Annotated in this window: 18 protein-coding genes; 11 read left to right on the top strand and 7 right to left on the bottom strand. The window is 61.1% G+C overall.

Annotated features, from left to right (window positions below; translation table 11 throughout):
- Positions 1-10 precede the first annotated feature (10 nt).
- Entirely contained in the window at positions 11-406 is a 396-nt protein-coding gene (locus TRM7557_RS05395) for a RidA family protein (protein WP_058289197.1), read from the bottom strand.
- Between the two features lie 88 nt (positions 407-494).
- Between TRM7557_RS05395 and TRM7557_RS05390 the strand changes: the two genes are divergently transcribed.
- A complete protein-coding gene (locus TRM7557_RS05390; protein WP_058289196.1) occupies positions 495-1,223 on the top strand; it encodes a helix-turn-helix transcriptional regulator in 729 nt (242 codons plus the stop codon).
- Positions 1,224-1,275: 52 nt separating this feature from the next.
- Here TRM7557_RS05390 and argF read toward each other — a convergent pair whose 3' ends face one another.
- Positions 1,276-2,202 carry an ornithine carbamoyltransferase gene (gene argF, locus TRM7557_RS05385; protein WP_058289195.1) on the bottom strand — a complete coding sequence of 309 codons (927 nt, stop codon included), beginning with the start codon at positions 2,200-2,202 and terminating at the stop codon, positions 1,276-1,278.
- A 76-nt stretch (positions 2,203-2,278) separates the two neighbouring features.
- Positions 2,279-3,451, bottom strand: coding sequence for an aspartate aminotransferase family protein (locus TRM7557_RS05380; protein WP_058289194.1), 1,173 nt, complete (start codon positions 3,449-3,451; stop codon positions 2,279-2,281).
- A gap of 339 nt (positions 3,452-3,790) precedes the next feature.
- Here TRM7557_RS05380 and TRM7557_RS05375 point away from each other — a divergent pair, with 339 nt between their 5' ends.
- Both TRM7557_RS05375 and TRM7557_RS05370 read left to right on the top strand, forming a co-directional pair.
- On the top strand, positions 3,791-5,023 hold the full coding sequence (locus TRM7557_RS05375; protein ID WP_058289193.1) for an MFS transporter: 1,233 nt from the start codon (positions 3,791-3,793) through the stop codon (positions 5,021-5,023).
- A 145-nt stretch (positions 5,024-5,168) separates the two neighbouring features.
- Positions 5,169-6,113: a DMT family transporter gene (locus tag TRM7557_RS05370; RefSeq protein WP_058289192.1), complete on the top strand. Its 945-nt coding sequence runs from the start codon at positions 5,169-5,171 to the stop codon at positions 6,111-6,113.
- Here the strand turns inward: TRM7557_RS05370 and TRM7557_RS05365 are convergent.
- Positions 6,058-6,867, bottom strand: coding sequence for an ABC transporter permease (locus tag TRM7557_RS05365; protein WP_058289191.1), 810 nt, complete (start codon positions 6,865-6,867; stop codon positions 6,058-6,060). The genes TRM7557_RS05370 and TRM7557_RS05365 overlap by 56 nt on opposite strands.
- Before the next feature lie 217 nt (positions 6,868-7,084).
- Here TRM7557_RS05365 and TRM7557_RS05360 point away from each other — a divergent pair, with 217 nt between their 5' ends.
- On the top strand, positions 7,085-7,684 hold the full coding sequence (locus TRM7557_RS05360) for a GcrA family cell cycle regulator (RefSeq protein ID WP_058289190.1): 600 nt from the start codon (positions 7,085-7,087) through the stop codon (positions 7,682-7,684).
- 71 nt (positions 7,685-7,755) lie between these two features.
- On the opposite strand, the gene TRM7557_RS05355 is transcribed toward TRM7557_RS05360, so the two are convergent.
- Complete coding sequence (locus tag TRM7557_RS05355) at positions 7,756-8,289, bottom strand: YHS domain-containing (seleno)protein (RefSeq protein WP_058289189.1); 534 nt, start codon at positions 8,287-8,289, stop codon at positions 7,756-7,758.
- 285 nt (positions 8,290-8,574) lie between these two features.
- On the opposite strand from TRM7557_RS05355, the gene TRM7557_RS05350 reads away from it, so the two are divergent.
- The 4 genes from TRM7557_RS05350 (at position 8,575) to TRM7557_RS05335 (ending at position 11,998) form a co-directional block, all read left to right on the top strand.
- The gene (locus tag TRM7557_RS05350; protein WP_058289188.1) at positions 8,575-9,213 is read left to right on the top strand and encodes a DUF1326 domain-containing protein; all 639 of its coding nucleotides are present in this window, start codon (positions 8,575-8,577) and stop codon (positions 9,211-9,213) included.
- Positions 9,214-9,256: 43 nt separating this feature from the next.
- Positions 9,257-10,045 (top strand): DUF2182 domain-containing protein, encoded by a 789-nt coding sequence (locus TRM7557_RS05345; RefSeq protein WP_235811401.1) that lies wholly within the window; start codon positions 9,257-9,259, stop codon positions 10,043-10,045.
- 111 nt (positions 10,046-10,156) lie between these two features.
- Entirely contained in the window at positions 10,157-11,038 is an 882-nt protein-coding gene (yghU, locus tag TRM7557_RS05340) for a glutathione-dependent disulfide-bond oxidoreductase (protein ID WP_058289187.1), read from the top strand.
- A gap of 186 nt (positions 11,039-11,224) precedes the next feature.
- Positions 11,225-11,998 carry an SDR family NAD(P)-dependent oxidoreductase gene (locus TRM7557_RS05335; protein ID WP_058289186.1) on the top strand — a complete coding sequence of 258 codons (774 nt, stop codon included), beginning with the start codon at positions 11,225-11,227 and terminating at the stop codon, positions 11,996-11,998.
- Between the two features lie 53 nt (positions 11,999-12,051).
- Here TRM7557_RS05335 and TRM7557_RS05330 read toward each other — a convergent pair whose 3' ends face one another.
- On the bottom strand, positions 12,052-12,843 hold the full coding sequence (locus TRM7557_RS05330) for an SseB family protein (RefSeq protein WP_058289185.1): 792 nt from the start codon (positions 12,841-12,843) through the stop codon (positions 12,052-12,054).
- Positions 12,840-13,454 (bottom strand): uracil-DNA glycosylase family protein, encoded by a 615-nt coding sequence (locus TRM7557_RS05325; protein WP_235811400.1) that lies wholly within the window; start codon positions 13,452-13,454, stop codon positions 12,840-12,842. Before TRM7557_RS05325 ends, TRM7557_RS05330 begins: the two co-directional genes overlap by 4 nt.
- A 220-nt stretch (positions 13,455-13,674) precedes the next feature.
- Between TRM7557_RS05325 and TRM7557_RS05320 the strand changes: the two genes are divergently transcribed.
- The 3 genes from TRM7557_RS05320 to kdsA are packed head-to-tail and all read left to right on the top strand — an operon-like array spanning position 13,675 to position 16,910.
- A complete protein-coding gene (locus TRM7557_RS05320) occupies positions 13,675-14,334 on the top strand; it encodes an ABC transporter ATP-binding protein (RefSeq protein ID WP_058289251.1) in 660 nt (219 codons plus the stop codon).
- Positions 14,312-16,072: a capsule biosynthesis protein gene (locus TRM7557_RS05315; protein WP_058289184.1), complete on the top strand. Its 1,761-nt coding sequence runs from the start codon at positions 14,312-14,314 to the stop codon at positions 16,070-16,072. Before TRM7557_RS05320 ends, TRM7557_RS05315 begins: the two co-directional genes overlap by 23 nt.
- Before the next feature lie 4 nt (positions 16,073-16,076).
- Positions 16,077-16,910 (top strand): 3-deoxy-8-phosphooctulonate synthase, encoded by an 834-nt coding sequence (gene kdsA / locus TRM7557_RS05310; protein WP_058289183.1) that lies wholly within the window; start codon positions 16,077-16,079, stop codon positions 16,908-16,910.
- Positions 16,911-16,924: the final 14 nt, after the last annotated feature.

Below are 16,924 nucleotides of genomic sequence, written 5' to 3'. Positions count from 1 at the left end.
GCCCGCGAAGTTAGGCCATTGCCGTCGCTTCGATTTCAAACATCAACCCCGGCAGAGCCAGACGTGTCACCCCCAGGAGCGTCATCGGCGGCGCAACCTGATGCGGGCCAAACCGCCTCCCCATGAGGTCAAAATTCGAAAGCGCCGCGTCCACGTCGGTGGCATAGATCCCAAGCTTCACCACATGGCTCAGGTCCAGCCCCGCGCCCGCCAGCACCGCCTCCAGATTATCGAGCGCAAGGCTGATCTGCCCGCGCATGTCATCCGGGTGCTGCGGCGCACCTGCGCCATCCACAGCGGTTTGACCCGCGCAGATGAGCTGACGGGTCGCGCCCTCAATCACCTCAGCCTGATGATAGCCAAGCTTGATCGACCAGTCCCAGGGGTTCACGGCAGTCCGTTCCATCACATTTCTCCTTGTCTGTGCATGTTGGAATCAGGTCTACCGATTAACAGTGCCAAATTTTGTCACCATTATTAGCAAGGCTCTGCCCATGACCCTTCGACAACGACAGGACGCTATTGTGCGCAGCCTGCGCCGCAGCGGAACCACAACCATTGAGGCGCTGGCCGAACATGTTGGCGTGTCGCGCCGCACAATCCTGCGCGACATTGGCGCGCTGCGCGACGACGGGTTTGTGATCCATTCCGATGTGGGGCGCGGCGGCGGGGTGCGGCTGGACCCGCACTCCATGCAGACCACCGCGCGCCTGTCGGTGCCCGAGGTTTTTGCCCTGCTGATCAGCGTCGCCGCCATGCGCGCGGCGGGTCATCTGCCGTTTTCGGATCTGGCCGATGCGGGGCTGGCGCGCATTGAAAAGAGCCTGCCCCGCGACAAGGTTCAGGACCTGCGCGCCCTGCTGGACTGCCTGCATGTGGGCAAGCTGTCGCCGCGTCAGGATCTGTCGGATATGGGCCGCATGGACCCGGCGCTGCTGCCCGCCTTTGAAGCTGCCTTTCTGGGCCGCGAGAGGATTCAGTTTGACTACTGTGACGCCAAAGGGCGGAAGACCCGGCGCACGGTAGAGCCGCAGGCCATGCTGATCCTGCCACCGCTGTGGTATCTGGTCGCCTGGGACCCCGCCCGCGAAGATTTCCGCCATTTCCGCATGGACCGGATCCGCGATCCCGAAGCCCTTGCAGGAACCCGCTTTCGCCGACGCCATGTGCCCTTTGAAGACGACGTCTGCCCCTACAGCGTGCTGGAGGCCGCGCAAAAATGAAGAAGGCGCCCCCGCAGGTGCGCCTTCTTTCATGTCATAAGGACACTGCGGCTTAGACGCCAAGACACCAGCGCATAACCGCCTTTTGCGCATGCAGACGGTTTTCCGCCTCATCAAAGATCACCGATTGCGGGCCGTCCATCACGGCAGAGGTCACCTCTTCTTCGCGGTGCGCGGGCAGGCAGTGCATGAACAACGCGTCCGGTTTTGCATGGGCCATCAGCGCATCATTGACCTGATAGGGGCGCAGCATATTGTGGCGGCGTTCCTTTGAGGACTGGCTGTCATGCATCGACACCCAGGTGTCTGCCACCACAAGATCCGCGCCTTCAACCGCTTTGACCGGATCGCGTTCAATGGTGACAGTTGCACCTGCCTTGCGCGCGAGGTTCACAAATTCCTCTTCGGGATCAAGCTGCTGGGGGCCTGTGAAGGTCACATCAAAGCCAAACTGCCCAGCCGCATGCAGGAAGGAGGCACAGACATTGTTGCCGTCGCCCGTCCAGACAACTTTCTTCCCTTTGATCGGGCCGCGGTGTTCCTCGTAGGTGAGGATATCCGCCATGATCTGGCAGGGGTGGGTGCGGTCGGTCAGGCCGTTGATCACCGGCACATCGGCATAGTCTGCCATTTCCAACAACACGCTTTCGTCGAAGGTGCGGATCATGATCAGATCCACGTAGCGGCTGAGCACTCGCGCGGTGTCGGCAATGGTTTCGCCGTGACCAAGCTGCATGTCATTGCCGGACAGAACCATGGTCTGGCCGCCCATTTGCCGCACGCCAACATCGAAAGAAACGCGGGTCCGGGTGGAGGGTTTTTCAAAGATCAGCGCGACCATACGGCCCGCCAGCGGCTGGTCATCATCCAGCGCGCCTTTGGGACGCCCAAGCCGCGCCTGCTTCATGGCGCTGGCCTGATCAATGATGCCCCGCAGTTCCGCGGCGTCGGTTTTGTGGATGTCCAGAAAGTGGTTCATATCGGTATCGCTCTTGTCTGGTGCGGCGGTGGGGGCCAGCCCCCACACCCCCGGGATATTTGGGAAAAGATGAAAGTCAGGCGGCAACGGAGGTTGCGGCGGCACTAAGGCGCTCTAGGGCGGCCTCAATGTCGGCCTCTGTGAGGTTCAATGCGGGCAGCAGACGGATGACATTGTCGGCTGCGGGCACCGTGATGACCTCGGCGTCATAGCCCGCGTTGACCACATCGATGTTCGCGGCTTTGCATTTCAGACCCAGCATCAGGCCAGTGCCGCGGACCTCTTCGAACACGTCCGGGTGAGAGGCGACGAGGCCTTCGAGTTTCTGGCGCAGCAAGCCGGCCTTGCGGTTCACCTCGGACAGGAAGCTTTCGTCTGCGACCGCGTCGATCACGGCGCAGCCCACAGCACAGCCCAGCGGGTTGCCGCCGTAGGTGGAGCCATGGGTGCCTGCGGTCATGCCAAAGGCTGCCTCTTCTGTTGCCAGCACAGCGCCCAGCGGGAAGCCGCCGCCGATGCCTTTGGCCACCATCATAATATCCGGGGTGACGCCCGCCCATTCATGGGCAAACAGCTTGCCGGTCCGGCCGACACCACATTGTACCTCGTCCAAGATCAACAGGATGCCATGTTCGTCGCAGAGATCCCGCAGGCCTTTCAGGCACTGGTCGGGCAGCGGGCGGATGCCGCCTTCGCCCTGCACGGGTTCGATCAGGATGGCGGCGGTTGTGTCATCAATTGCCGCTGTCAGCGCCTCGTGATCGCCCCACGGCAGATGTTTGAAACCCGGCAACAGCGGACCAAAGCCCTTGGTCATTTTCTCGGAGCCCGCTGCCGCAATCCCGGCCGAGGACCGGCCGTGGAAAGAGCCCGCAAAGGTGAGGATCTCGACCTTGTCGGGATTGCCCTTCTCGAAGTGGTACTTGCGCGCCATTTTCACCGCCAGCTCGCAGCTCTCGGTGCCGGAATTGGTGAAAAATACCGTGTCCGCAAAAGAGTTATCCACCAGCTTGTCCGCCAGCGCCTGCTGCTGCGGAATGTGGTAGAGGTTCGACACATGCCACAGGTTCTGCGCCTGCGTGGTCAGGGCTTCGACCAGTTTCGGATGCGCATGGCCCAGTGCGTTCACCGCGATGCCAGCCCCCAGATCCAGAAAGCGGCGCCCGTCTGCCTCGATCAGCCAGGAGCCTTCGCCTTTGACGAAGTTCAGGGGTGCGCGATTGTAGGTCGGCAGGACGGAGGGGATCATCGGGATCTTCCTTTATCAAAATAGAGACCAAAGCAGTGCACCAGCGCAGCGCCGTGGTCAACAGGGAGGGAGGTCTGAAGGTTTGGATTGTTTTGAGAACAGCCGCATGATTTGGCCATAGGGATCACACAAGGGTCAGATGGCCCCTTTCAAAGGGACATCCCAGCACATTAGCGTCGGCGTCGCAGGCCAGAGATATGGGCGTTGGTGATCATATTGAGATCCATAGTGGAGGATTCGGGCTTTGAAAACCCCCTTTGCGAAGGGTCTTTGCACAAAATGGCACCCACGGGCCCCGCCCCCTTGACCCGCGCCCGGAGCTGACGGCCAATTGGGCGCATGGTTCATCTCTTTTATATCCGAAATTTCCGGCTTTTGTTTTCGGCCACAGCGGTCTCCAATCTGGGTGATGGGATTTCCGCGCTGGCCTTTCCGTGGCTGGCCACCTTGATCACCCGCGACCCGCTGCTGATTTCGCTGGTGGCGGTGGCGACGCGCCTGCCTTGGCTGTTGTTTTCCATCCCCGCTGGCGTCTGGACCGACCGCGTCGACCGGCAGCGGTTGATGGTGCAGGCCGACCTGGTCCGGCTGGCGCTGACCATGGGCGTTGTCGCCCTGATCCTGACAGCCCCTGTCTTCCCGGTTGAAAACGGCACGCCCTATATCCTTGGGCTCTGTGGGTTGGCGTTTCTTTTGGGCAGCGCGGAAGTGCTGCGTGACAATGCCGCGCAGACCGCCCTGCCCACGGTGATCGACAAAGACAAGCTCGAAGCCGCCAATGGGCAGATGTGGAGCGTGGAGCAGGTCATGGGGTCGTTTGTTGGCCCGCCGCTTGCGGGTCTCCTGATCGCCTATGCGGTGCCTGCGCCGTTTCTGATGGATGCCGCAACCTTTGCGATTGCGGCGCTTTTGGTCTGGGCGATGCGATTGCCTGCGCGGGGGCCAAAACCGCAGCACCGCCAATGGATGGTTGAGGCTCGCGAAGGGATCAGCTGGCTGCGGGGCCACCGGGTGATCCTGCAACTGGCGCTGATGCTGGGCTGTATGAATGCGATGACCATAATGGTGCTGACCATGTTGCCCCTGTTTGGCCAAGAGCTTCTGGGGCTGAACGCGGCGCAATATGGTCTCTTGGTCACAGCCGAAGCGGCAGGCGGTGTGGTTGGCGGGCTGATTTGCCCATGGATTGTGACGCAGATGGGCGCGCGCCGCGCGCTGATGCTGTCGCTGCCACTGATGATGGCATCAAGCATCCTGATCGCGCTGTTCCCGGTGGTCTGGGTCGTCGCCCCGGCGCTGTTTATCGGTCTTTTTGCCGGGCTGCTGTGGAATGTGGTCACCGTGCCCTATCGCCAGCGTCATATTCCAGACGCGCTTTTGGGCCGGGTGAACAGCCTCTACCGATTTTTTGGCTGGGGCATGTTGCCTGTTGGTGCCCTGATGGCGGGCGCGATGGTGTCCTGGGCCGAACCGCATCTGGGCCGCGAACTGGCCCTGCGGTTGCCCTATTTTGTCTCTGGTGGCGGCATGGCGTTGATCTGGGGTTACGCAAGTCTGCGCCTGAAAATCTAGCGCAGCCGTCGGGGCGATTGCTTTGCAAGGTGCCCGCTTTTCAAGCGCCGCCTTGCAAACCTGCTCAAGAGCTATGCACGCCAGTCCCCTCTGCTATGACCGCGGCGGGGTTGCTTGACGTGGCGTTTCCCCGCAAGAGCGCGCCATGACCCAAACAAAGCAAAACCCAACCCTCGCCATGGCCTTTATCCTGACGGCCACTGTGTTTCTTGCAGGCACCACGCTGATGGCCAAGTTCCTTGGCACAGACGCGCTTGGCGATCCGTTGCACCCGCTGCAGATCAGCAATGGGCGGTTTATCTTTGCGTTCATCGGGATCTCAACGGCGGTGCTTTTGACCCGCCAGAAAATCAGCCGTCCGAACTGGGGGCTGCATGTGGGGCGTTCGACCCTTGGCTGGGGGGGCGTCAGCCTGATGTTTGCCTCTGTGGCCTATATTCCGCTGGCGGATGCCACAGCGATTTCTTTCCTCAACCCGATCTTTGGGATGCTGTTTGCGATCCCGTTTCTGGGCGAACGGATTGGCCCGTGGCGCTGGCTGGCGGCTGCCCTGGCGATCTTTGGGGCGATGGTGCTCTTGCGACCAACCCCCGACAGCTTTCAGCCTGCCGCGCTTCTGGCGCTTGGCGCAGCAGTGGGCCTTGGGGCAGAGCTGATCTTTATCAAGAAACTCGCCGGTCGCGAGCCCCCATTGCAGGTGCTGTGGGTCAACAACCTGATTGGCCTTGGTATTTCTTCGGTCGTGGCGTTTTCGTTCTGGCAAATGCCAAGCCCCGCACAATGGGCGGTGATGATTGGGCTGGGGCTGATCATGGCCTGCGCGCAGATCTGTTTTGTCAACGCAATGGCCCGGGCAGAGGCATCGTTTGTAGCGCCCTTCACCTATGCCACGCTGGTCTTTGCCGCCCTCTATGATGCGGTGGCCTTTGGTCAGCTGCCGGATTTTGTCACCGTGATTGGCGCTGGCATCATTCTGACCGGCGGTGTTCTTCTGGCCTGGCGCGAAGCGGTCAACCGCGCAGGCGCCAAGGCACCTAGGCCTTCAGCCGATATCCCGTCCGCAGCATCTGCCACGCGAGCCCAAGGATAACCGCCGTCGCCCCAAGGCAGACCGCAAAGCCCAAGACCGGGCTGCTGTCGGACACGCCAAGAATGCCATAGCGCACGCCGTCGATCAGATAGAACACCGGGTTCAGATGGCAGACCCACTGCAACACCGGCGGCAGCGCATCCACGGAATAAAACGTGCCCGACAGAAAGGCCAAAGGCGTCACAATGAAATTGGTGATCGCCGCCATCTGGTCAAATTTCTGTGCGTAAATGCCCGCAAGCACACCCAGCCCGCCCAGAAACGCTGCGCCCATAATCACAAAGATCAGCGCCACAAACACATTGGCCGGCACAATCCCCAGTACCAGCAGCAGGCCAAAGCAGATGCCACTGCCCACAAACAGCCCGCGCGCAATGGCCCCCGCCAGATAGCCCGCCAGCATCTCGCCCGCCGACAAAGGCGGCATCAGCGTGTCAACAATATTGCCCTGCACCTTAGAGATCACGATCGAAGACGAGGTATTGGCAAAGGCATTCTGGATCACGGTCATGGTCATAATGCCCGGCGCCAGAAACGCCATGAAAGGCACGCCCATGACCTCACCGCGGCGTTCGCCGACCGCAATATTGAAGATCACCATAAACAGGGCCGCAGTCACCATGGGGGCCATCAGGGTCTGGCTCCAGACCACCAGAAACCGCTTGATCTCGCGCCAGGCCAGCGTCTGCATACCCAGCCAGTTGATGCGACCAAAGCGTCGTTCGCCCAGCTCTACCTTGTAACCCTGATCCATCTGCCCTGCCTTTTCACTGCTCAGACCACCTGCGCCCCCTGCATAGCCCCTATGCCACAGGGTGCAAGCCATGTTCGCAAGACAGGTGTTGGGCCTTGTATCTCGGCCCCCAGTGATTAGTATAAGGAAAAATATCGGAACTTGATGGCGGCGCCAGGCCCATGGGATCTATCCCAAGGCCAAAAATGGGGCCGCTATTAGCTTGGAAAGGCAACATATGTCCTGGACAGACGAGCGCGTCGAACTGCTCAAGAAAATGTGGGGCGAAGGTCAGTCGGCCAGCCAGATTGCAAAGGAACTGGGGGGCGTTACCCGCAACGCCGTGATCGGCAAGGTCCATCGCCTCGGCCTGTCCAACCGCACCACCGGTGCCGCAAAACCGGCAGCTGAGGCAAAAGAAAAGCCCGCAACCAAAGCCGCCCCCAAGGCCGCGCCCAAACCGGCGGCCGCCCAGCCCAAAACGGAACCCGCGCGCCCAGCCGCCACAGCCGAAGCCGCCCCTGCAGCTGAGACCCGCCCGGCAACCATGCCCGCGCGCAAGCAGATCATTCCTGCAGGCCAGCCGCTGCCGCCGCAGCCTTCTGCCAACGAGATCAGCCCCGAGGCGCTTGCCAAGGTGAACGAGATCGAGAAAAAGGCCAAGAAGCTGACCCTGATGGAGCTGACCGAGCGCACCTGCAAATGGCCCGTTGGCGACCCCGCCACCGACGATTTCTGGTTCTGCGGCCTGCCCGTTCAACAAGGCAAGCCCTACTGCGAAGCCCACGTGGGCGTGGCCTTCCAGCCGATGAGCGCACGTCGCGACCGCAAGCGGTAAACACCTGAAAAAAGAAAATAAAAAGCCCCGACCATCCGACCGGGGCTTTTTTATTGGGACATAGACTGCACTCAGTTGCTGACCGGCGCCGGGGAGTCGTAGCCCGGGATCGGATTGGTCGAGGCGGGCTTCGGCTCAATACCGGGCCAGTTGCCTTCCGCCAGAGTGATATTGCCGGGGATGTCTTCTTCCCAGAACCCCACCACATTCTTGGTGATATTCAGGAACAGCTTGTCATCCACAATCCGCCACAGATGCGGGTTGCCCGGGACCTTCCCGCCTTTGGAGACCCCATAGGCGCAGTGGCCGTCATACTGCGGCGCGTAATAGTCGGGGTTGGCAAGGAAGGCGTCACGGTTGGCTTCGGACGCAAAGGCAAAGGTCGCCCCGTTGTAGTCGGCGGTGATATCCGCACGGCCCGGAACCGCTTTGGGCTGGGCAGAGCCAACCGGCGCCTGTGCCAGCGTGCGATAGGCCACCACATCATAGCCGGACACCGCATAGCCGGTCTGATCGACAAATTGGTCCCCCGCGAAGGCAGGGCCCGTCAGAGCCGTGGTGGCAAACCCAAGGGCCAAAACCCCGGCAAGTGCAAAACGTTTCATACGACGCATCCTCTGTTTGACATCTGGCCCGGCACAACCGCCCGGCTTCTTGCGCTTACCATACCCGAAGGATCGCAGCGGTGAACCCGTGCTCACGCCCCTGTGTCCGCCTGTGTCTCCCTGTGTCTCCAGATCGATTCGCCGTGAGCGGATTGAAATATTCAGCAAGAACAGCCCCCTCTCACGCCCGGCCGCCGCCCCTGAAAAACCGCGCGATTTGTGGTAAACTTCTGCCACGCATTCACCACTGCATAGTCACGGACACTTCAGGGAGGAGGGATACTCATGACACCCTGGGAACTGCACGGGCGCGAGCTTGCCAATTGCAACTGCGCCACCGGATGCCCCTGCCAGTTTATGGCGCTGCCCACCCACGGCAGCTGCGAAGCGGCGGCGGGGTTCACCTTTGACAGCGGCCATTACGGCGATGTGGATCTTGCGGGCACCCGCTGCGCCTACATTGCCAAATGGCCCGGCGCCATCCACGACGGCAATGGCACCATGCAGCTGATCGTGGACGCGGCCTCCAGCCCCGCCCAGCGCGACGCGCTGGAACGGATCATGAAGGGCGAAGACACCGAAGACCTCGCCACCATGTGGTGGGTCTTTTCGGCCATGTCACCGAACAAGCTGGAAACGCTGGTCAAACCGATCGAGATCACCGTCGACGTGGAAAACCGACGCGGCCGCATGCATGTGCCGGATGTGATGGAGACAACGGCAGAACCTTTGGTGAACCCGGTCACCGGCGACGCACACCGCGCCCGCATCGACCTGCCAAATGGGTTTGAGTTCCGCCTTGCCGAAATCGCCCGCGCCACCACACGCACAATGGGGCAGCTGGACCTGCCGGGCAACACCGACAGCCACGCGCATCTGGTCGACATCCATCTGTCAGGCACAGGCGTTGTCGCCCCCGCCTGATTCCCCGCCCAAGCCCCCGTCAGCCCCCCTGGCGGAACGCATTTTGCGCCACCACACCCGGCTGCTTCTGCCGCTGATGGCCACCCTGTTTCTGCTCGCCGCCGCTTATACGGTCTTGGGCGTTGGCATGGACATGTCTGCGCTCGAAATGACCGCCATGGCCAAGATGCGCGATATGCCCAGCGCGCGGGCGGCGGGCGACTGGAGCGCGGCCTATTGGGTCCTCGTGTTTCTGATGTGGTGGGTGATGATGGTGGCGATGATGCTGCCTTCGGTCGCGCCTACGGTGCTGCTGCACGCCGCCCTGCACCAACACCGACATCAACAAAACCACAGCGCGAAGACTGCGCCTCAGGCCGGTGCCTTTCTAGGCGGCTATCTCCTGGCCTGGGGCGGGTTTTCGGCAATTGCTACCGGGCTTCAATGGGGGCTTGAAGCAACGGGGCTGGTCTCGCCCTCCATGATGATCCTGATCGACACGCGCGCCGGTGCGGTGGTGCTGATCCTTGCAGGGCTCTATCAATTCACCCCGCTGAAAACCGCCTGCCTGCGCCACTGCCGCAGCCCGGCGGATTTCCTGACCCGGCGCGGGCGGCTGGGGGCTTTCGGCGCGTTTGTAATGGGGGGCGAACATGGCGCTATCTGTCTGGGGTGCTGCTGGGCCCTGATGGCCTTGCTGTTTGCGGGCGGCATTATGAACCTCTGGTGGATCTGCGCCCTGCTTACGCTTGTGGTTGCGGAAAAGCATCTCTCGCGCGGCGAGCTGTTTGCCCGCGGGGTCGGGGCGGGGCTGGTCGTCTGGGGGCTGTGGCAACTGATTTCCGTGGGGTGAGGCACAAAATAACCTTCCTGTGATTGGAATCTTCGCGCGGACTACTTAACTCTGTCAGAGCCGGACCATTGGGGTCTGGACCAAACAGCTGCCAACAGGCGAGGACAACAGATGAGCGACACCGAATACACCCCACCCGCGGTCTGGACCTGGGAACAGAAAAGCGGCGGGCAATTTGCCAATATCAACCGCCCCATCGCTGGCCCGACCCACGACAAGCCCCTGCCCGCAGGCAAGCACCCCTTCCAGCTGCACAGCCTGGCAACCCCCAATGGCGTCAAAGTCACCGTGATGTTCGAAGAGCTGCTCGAAGCCGGTCACACAGGCGCAGAATATGACGCCTATCTGATCAATATCGGCGAAGGCGACCAGTTCGGCTCCGGCTTTGTTGAGGTCAACCCGAACTCCAAGATCCCGGCCCTTCTGGACACCTCCGGGGATGAGCCCGTGCGCCTCTTTGAAAGCGCCTCGATCCTGTTCCATCTGGCCGAGAAATTTGACGCCTTCCTGCCCAAGGATGGCGCCGCGCGGGCCGAAGTGATGAACTGGGTCTTCTGGCAGATGGGCTCTGCGCCCTATGTGGGCGGCGGCTTTGGCCATTTCTTCGCCTATGCGCCGGAAAAATTCGAATACCCGATCAACCGTTTCACCATGGAAACCAAGCGCCAGCTGGATGTGCTGAACCGCGAACTGGCAACCAAGACCTATATTGCGGGCGACGACTACACCATCGCGGACATTGCGATCTGGCCGTGGTATGGCGCGCTGGTTCTGGGCCGCCTTTACGATGGCTCTGCCCAGTTCCTGGATGTGGAGTCGTATGAACACGTGATGCGTTGGGCCAAGATGATCGACGAACGTCCTGCCGTGAAGCGCGGCCGCATGGTCAACCGCGCCTGGGGCGACCCCTCTGAGCAGCTGCACGAACGTCACGCAGCCGAGGATTTTGAGACCCGCACCCAGGACAAACTGGCCCCTGCGGAAGACGCATAAACCTTACAGACAAGTCACCGCCAAAAGCCGGGCCCCGAGGTCCGGCTTTTGCTTTTTGCGTCGTTTCCCACGCCATCTCACGATAAAATTGCAACAACGCGACATCCGAGACATGGCAGCGGTACAGCTTCCCTGCGGTTTTCACCTAAAACGTGGCAAACATACTGACCCAAGGGAAGCCTCCACATGCCAGCGAAAACAAAAACCGCAATTGTCACCGGCGGACTCTCTGGCATGGGGCTGGCGATCGCGCGTCGGCTTGCGAAGGACGGCACGCATGTCTTTGTCGGCGCGCGCCGCGCGGGGGATGCAGCCCATGTTGCCGCACAGCTTGGGCCGGATGCGGGGCACATCACCGCCGAAGCCCTGGACGTACAGGCACGCGACAGCGTTGATCGCTTTGTGGCCAATGTCGTGGCGGCCCGTGGCAGCGTCGATATTCTGGTCAATGCCGCGGGCATCTATGACGAGGCCGCGATCTGCGATCACCCCGATGACATCTGGGACACCCAGATCGACATCAACCTCTCTGGCAGCTTCCGCATGATCCGTGCCGTGATGCCGCATATGATTGACCAGCGCTGGGGCCGGATCATCAATATCGCGTCAATGGCGGCGCATACGGGCATGGCAAACAACGCGGCTTACTGCGCCTCCAAGGCGGGTCTCTTGGGGCTTGGGCGCTGCGTCAGCCTTGAGGGCGCGGAACATGGCGTGACCTGCGTGTCGATCAGCCCCACCTGGGTCGAAACCGAAATGCTGCGCAAATTCATCGCCGCCGATATGGCCGCCACCGGCCAAACCCTCGAAACGGTGCGCGCGGACTATGCCAAGTCGAATCCGCAGAACCAGCTGGTGCAACCCGAAGAGGTCGCAGAGCTTGCCGCCTACCTCGCCAGCGACGCGGCCCGCGCCGTGACCATGTCAGATTTTGAGATCAACGCCGGGTCCCCTTGGTAAGACATCAAAAAAGGCCGCCCTGATTGGGGCGGCCTTTTGTTCGGTTCGATAAGTTACCGCAACTTCGGCGGTGCGTCCGGGTCGCTGCCGGGGATCTTGGGCTGATAGACCTTGGGTTCCTCGGGCTGCGGCATATCAAATCGCAGGCCGACCTTCGCGAGGTACGCCGCCACTTCGCTGGAGGAGTCAAACATGCTCACGTCCAGCGCGCCAGCTTCAAGGCCCGAAAACGTCAGCGCCTCACCGACGGCTTTGGCCAGCGCTTCTTCGGCCCCTTCGCGCACGTCGACAAAGCCCAAAAGATGCCCCTGCCCGCCGCCTTCATAGACCACCGCCACCAGATAAGCCGCCTGCGCCAGCCCCACGGCACTTGCCAGTTTCTGATCGAGCGAGGTCAACAGCACCTCGGGCAGGCCACTGGGCGCGCGCAGCTCTTCAATGGCTTGCTCCACTTCACCCGGTGTATGGGCCAGGGTCTGCGCCAGCCAGCCGATCCCTTCGGCCGGGATCAGGATCGACGACGGCGCCACCTCAAGGTTCACACCAAGGCCAATGCCCTGGCCGTCCAGCATCTGCACAATCACCCGCCCCGACAGCGCCGCATAAGGCACCGCGCGTTCGGCAAAGGCCGACAGGCGCTCTTCGCGGTCAAAGACCAGGACAAACTGCCCCTCCTCGGTCTCAAACACCTCGGGCGCCAGCGTGTCCCCTTCAGGCTCGCGCGACAGCAGCACGAACATTTCACTGTCGGCCAGACGTTCAAAAAACCGCAGACGCGCGGCATCGTCTTCGGGGGCGGCCTCCATTGCAGCGTGGGCCAGATCCAGCGGGGTCATTTCGGTCATTCCATCAGCTCCTTCACCCGGGCGCGCAAGTCTGGCAGCAGCTCTGCCTCGAACCAGGGGTTTTTCTTAATCCATGCCGTATTGCGCCAAGACGGATGTGGCAAGGGGTAGCTGTCCGGCGCAAGCGCGCGCCAGCCCTGTACGGTTTCTGTCACCGAGGTCTTCGTTCCCAAATGCCAGCGCTGTGCCGCGCCGCCAACCAGCAGGCGCAGACCAATATTTGGCAGCGCCGCCATGACCTGCCTGTGCCAGGTCTGCGCGCAGATTTTGGGCGGCGGCAGATCCGATTTTTTGGTGTCATACCCCGGAAAACAAAAGGCCATGGGCACAATCGCCACACGGGCGCGATCATAAAACTGCGCCTCGCTCAGCCCCAGCCACTGCCGCAGCCGGTCACCTGACGGATCGGTAAAGGGTCGCCCGCTGTCATGCACCCGCAAGCCCGGCGCTTGGCCCGCGATCAGAAGACGTGCCGAAGACGCAAACCACGGCACCGGACGCGGCGCGTGCCCGGTTGCGGTTGCAGCAAACCGATCCGCACAAAGAGTACAGCCGCGAATGTGCTGAACCAGCTGATCAGGCTCCATTTTGGCACTGGATCGGCCCACCATGACGCCCCTTTCCCGAAATTCCCATTTCCCAGAATGCTTAAAATTCGACATATTTGCGCCTAATTCAACGCGTAAGCCGTTAACGATCCTATGATACAGCTCTTTATGCTTAGGGTTCAGAAATGGTTTTGGCAGTGAATTCAAGGCTGTCGGAGGGGATCCCCAAAGATCCGCTACCAAAGACCAAAGCCCGATGCAGGAGGCGCAACCGGAACGAGCGATGTTGGAATTTGTGAATGTCAGCAAGTCCTTCTGGACTGGCACCCAGCGCAAGGTGATCTTGGACAAGGTCTCCTTCCGGGTGGAGCTTGGCAAATCGCTGGGTATTCTCGCTCCGAACGGCACCGGTAAAACCACGCTGATCAATATGATGGCGGGGCTTGAGAAACCCGACGAAGGGCAAATCCTGCGCGACTGCAAAATCTCCTTTCCGCTGGGCTTTATGGGCGGTGTCATCAGCCGCCTGTCCGCACAGGACAATTCCCGTTACATTGCCAACCTCTATGGTCTGGATGCCGACTATGTCGAAGCCTTCTGTCGCTGGTTGTGCGGGCTGGGGGAATATTTTGACCAGCCGCTGGGCACCTATTCCCAAGGCATGAGAGCACGGTTTTCTTTTGCCTTGATGCTGGCTCTGGATTTCGACATTTACCTGATCGACGAAGGCATGCCTTCGACCACGGATGTGGAGTTCAACCGCAAAGCAGGCGCGCTCTTGCGCGAGCGGCTGGACACCACCACGATTATCATTGTGTCGCACCAGCCCGAAACGCTGGAGAAATTTGCGACATCGGCGGCGGTTCTGAACAATGGGACGCTGCATATGTTTGAAACCTTGGAAGAAGCGAAACTGCTCTATGACTATGAAAACCAAGGCTAAAAAATACAGAATCCGCCGCCCTGACCGCTCCGAACAGGGCGCGCAGGACGATGGCTCGCCCGCCAAGGCAGAGCCCGTCGCCGCCCCTGAAGCAGGCAGCGCGGCAGATCGCGCACAGAAAACTGTGTCCCCGACGGACGGCAAAACCGCAGCAGAGCCAAAGAAAACCGCTCACAACACTGCGGCCGCGGCCATGGCCGGTGGTGCCGCCATGTCGCCCGCCGCCCCGCCCCGGAAATCCACACCCAACCAGGCACTGAGCACCGACATCGACGCCATCCGTCGCGAAGGGCTGACCGGCCGCCAGTTGCGTCTGGCCCGCCGGGTCGCGCAGAAACACAATCTGGGGGCCACTTCCGACTATGACGCCGTGCGTCTGCTGCGTGAAAAAGGGATCGACCCGTTCCAACGTTCAAATATGCTGGAACTGGTGGTACCGCAGGCACAGGCAGCTCAAGCCGAAGGCGCCGCCCAAGCCGCAGCGAAGCCTGCGCCGGGCCTGCCGGCCACCGCAGCCCCCACGATGCCCATGCCTGCCGCCCCCGCGCAGGCGCAGACGGATCCCGCAATCGAAGCCCTGTCGCCTGCGGAACGCCGCGCCCGCGAAATCAAGGCGATCCAGCGCGACATTGCCCGCCGCCGCCGCCGCAAGCTGTCGCTGCTGCTGGCGCGCCTGTCGGCCTTTGTTTTCCTGCCCACGCTGGTGGCGGGGTATTATTTCTATGCCATGGCCACGCCCATGTACACGTCCAGCTCTTCGCTCTTGGTGATCAAGGCGGATGGTCAGGGCGGCGGCGTCGGCGGCCTGTTCAGCGGCACACAATTTGCCACCAGCCAAGAAGCCGTCACCGCGCAGGACTTCCTGCAATCGCGCGAGGCCATGCAGCAACTGGATGCAGAAATCGGCTTCCGCGAACATTTCTCGGCCCCCTGGATTGACCCGATCCAGCGTCTGGATGCGGATGCCTCCAATGACGAGGAATTCAAAATCTACAAGCGCAATGTCAAGGTTGGCTATGATCCGACCGAAGGCATGGTGCGCCTCAAGGTGACAGCCGCAGACCCGCAGATTGCCACTGATTTCTCACGCGTGCTGATTGCTGCGGCACAGGACCGCGTGAACGAGCTGTCGCAGAAGAAACGCTCGGACCAGGTATCCTACGCCGAAGAAACCCTTTCGCTGGCCACCCAGCAACGTCGGGACGCACAGGAAGAACTGGTGCGCCTGCAGCAGCAAAACTCGGTTTTGGATCCGCAAGGGGTGATTGCCTCGCTGCGCGGTCAGATTTCAACCTTCGAGGTCCAGCTACAGGAAAAGGAACTGGTTCTTGCCGCTCTCTTGGACAATACCCGCCCCAACAAGGCCAAGGTAGATGGCGCCCGCGCCGATATTTCCCGGCTTGAGGCGATCATTGACCGGCTCAATCAGCGCATGGTCGACGCCAGCGCAGGCGAAGGTTCGCTTGCCTCCATGAGCGTGCGCATTCAGATGGCGCAGGCCGATCTGGCAACCCGTGATATGATGCTGCAAAGTGCCTTGCAGCAACTGGAATCCACCCGGATGGAGGCCGACCGACAGGTGCGCTACCTCACCACCGCGGTGGAACCTGTGCCCTCGGACCAGCCCTCCCATCCGCGCAAGTTCGAAAATACGCTTTTGGCATTCCTGATCTTTTCCGGTATCTACCTGTTGTGCTCGCTCACGGCATCTATCCTTCGAGAACAGGTATCTTCTTAAGATCATGAAACACATCGACATCAATGGCCTCACCGTCGGCAATGACACCCCTTTGACCGTCATTGCTGGCCCTTGCCAGCTGGAAAGCCTCGATCATGCGCAAATGATTGCAGGCAAAATGAAAGAGGCCTGTGATGCCGCCGGGGCGCAGTATGTGTTCAAGGCGTCTTACGACAAGGCCAACCGGACGTCGCTGTCCGGCAAGCGCGGACTTGGCCTTGAAAAGGGTCTCGACGTGCTGGCCTCCATCCGCAAGGAATTCGGGGTTCCGGTCCTGACCGATGTGCACACCGCCGAGCAATGCGCGGTTGCAGCCGAAGCCGTGGACATCCTGCAGATCCCTGCCTTCCTGTGCCGTCAGACAGATATGCTGCTGGCTGCGGGTGAAACCGGCAAGGCCGTGAACATCAAAAAGGGTCAGTTCCTGGCCCCTTGGGACATGGCCAATGTGGTGGCCAAGGTGGAAAGCACTGGCAACACCAATATCCTGCTGACCGAACGCGGCACCTCTTTTGGCTATAACACCCTGGTGGCCGATATGCGCGGCCTGCCGCAGATGGCCCAAGGGGGCTACCCGGTGGTCATGGACGCCACCCACTCGGTGCAACAGCCGGGCGGCAAAGGCGGCTCGACCGGTGGCCAGCGCGAATTCGCACCGCTGATGGCGCGCGCAGCAGTTTCGATCGGCATTGCCGCAGTTTTCATCGAAACCCATGAAGATCCCGACAATGCGCCTTCAGATGGGCCGAACATGGTGTACTTGGATCAGATGCCACATTTGATTGACACATTGATGCGCTTTGATGCGCTTGCAAAAGCGGACCCCATTCGCATTTAAGTCCAGAAGGAAGA

The organism is Tritonibacter multivorans, assembly GCF_001458415.1.
Lineage (GTDB): Bacteria > Pseudomonadota > Alphaproteobacteria > Rhodobacterales > Rhodobacteraceae > Epibacterium > Epibacterium multivorans.
Note: the sequence above shows the minus strand (reverse complement) of the source record. Positions and strands in the feature narration are given on the sequence as shown.

What these genes read in the sequence shown, in the direction of transcription:
- TRM7557_RS05335 (WP_058289186.1), top strand. Translation starts at nt 11,225, where the DNA reads ATGCCAGCGAAAACAAAAACCGCAATTGTCACCGGCGGACTCTCTGGC.
- argF (WP_058289195.1), bottom strand. Translation starts at nt 2,202, where the DNA reads ATGAACCACTTTCTGGACATCCACAAAACCGACGCCGCGGAACTGCGG.
- TRM7557_RS05315 (WP_058289184.1), top strand. Translation starts at nt 14,312, where the DNA reads ATGACTATGAAAACCAAGGCTAAAAAATACAGAATCCGCCGCCCTGAC.
- TRM7557_RS05325 (WP_235811400.1), bottom strand. Translation starts at nt 13,454, where the DNA reads ATGGTGGGCCGATCCAGTGCCAAAATGGAGCCTGATCAGCTGGTTCAG.
- TRM7557_RS05380 (WP_058289194.1), bottom strand. Translation starts at nt 3,451, where the DNA reads ATGATCCCCTCCGTCCTGCCGACCTACAATCGCGCACCCCTGAACTTC.
- TRM7557_RS05350 (WP_058289188.1), top strand. Translation starts at nt 8,575, where the DNA reads ATGACACCCTGGGAACTGCACGGGCGCGAGCTTGCCAATTGCAACTGC.
- TRM7557_RS05360 (WP_058289190.1), top strand. Translation starts at nt 7,085, where the DNA reads ATGTCCTGGACAGACGAGCGCGTCGAACTGCTCAAGAAAATGTGGGGC.
- TRM7557_RS05370 (WP_058289192.1), top strand. Translation starts at nt 5,169, where the DNA reads ATGACCCAAACAAAGCAAAACCCAACCCTCGCCATGGCCTTTATCCTG.
- TRM7557_RS05390 (WP_058289196.1), top strand. Translation starts at nt 495, where the DNA reads ATGACCCTTCGACAACGACAGGACGCTATTGTGCGCAGCCTGCGCCGC.
- TRM7557_RS05375 (WP_058289193.1), top strand. Translation starts at nt 3,791, where the DNA reads ATGGTTCATCTCTTTTATATCCGAAATTTCCGGCTTTTGTTTTCGGCC.
- kdsA (WP_058289183.1), top strand. Translation starts at nt 16,077, where the DNA reads ATGAAACACATCGACATCAATGGCCTCACCGTCGGCAATGACACCCCT.
- TRM7557_RS05355 (WP_058289189.1), bottom strand. Translation starts at nt 8,289, where the DNA reads ATGAAACGTTTTGCACTTGCCGGGGTTTTGGCCCTTGGGTTTGCCACC.
- TRM7557_RS05330 (WP_058289185.1), bottom strand. Translation starts at nt 12,843, where the DNA reads ATGACCGAAATGACCCCGCTGGATCTGGCCCACGCTGCAATGGAGGCC.
- TRM7557_RS05320 (WP_058289251.1), top strand. Translation starts at nt 13,675, where the DNA reads ATGTTGGAATTTGTGAATGTCAGCAAGTCCTTCTGGACTGGCACCCAG.
- yghU (WP_058289187.1), top strand. Translation starts at nt 10,157, where the DNA reads ATGAGCGACACCGAATACACCCCACCCGCGGTCTGGACCTGGGAACAG.
- TRM7557_RS05395 (WP_058289197.1), bottom strand. Translation starts at nt 406, where the DNA reads ATGGAACGGACTGCCGTGAACCCCTGGGACTGGTCGATCAAGCTTGGC.
- TRM7557_RS05365 (WP_058289191.1), bottom strand. Translation starts at nt 6,867, where the DNA reads ATGGATCAGGGTTACAAGGTAGAGCTGGGCGAACGACGCTTTGGTCGC.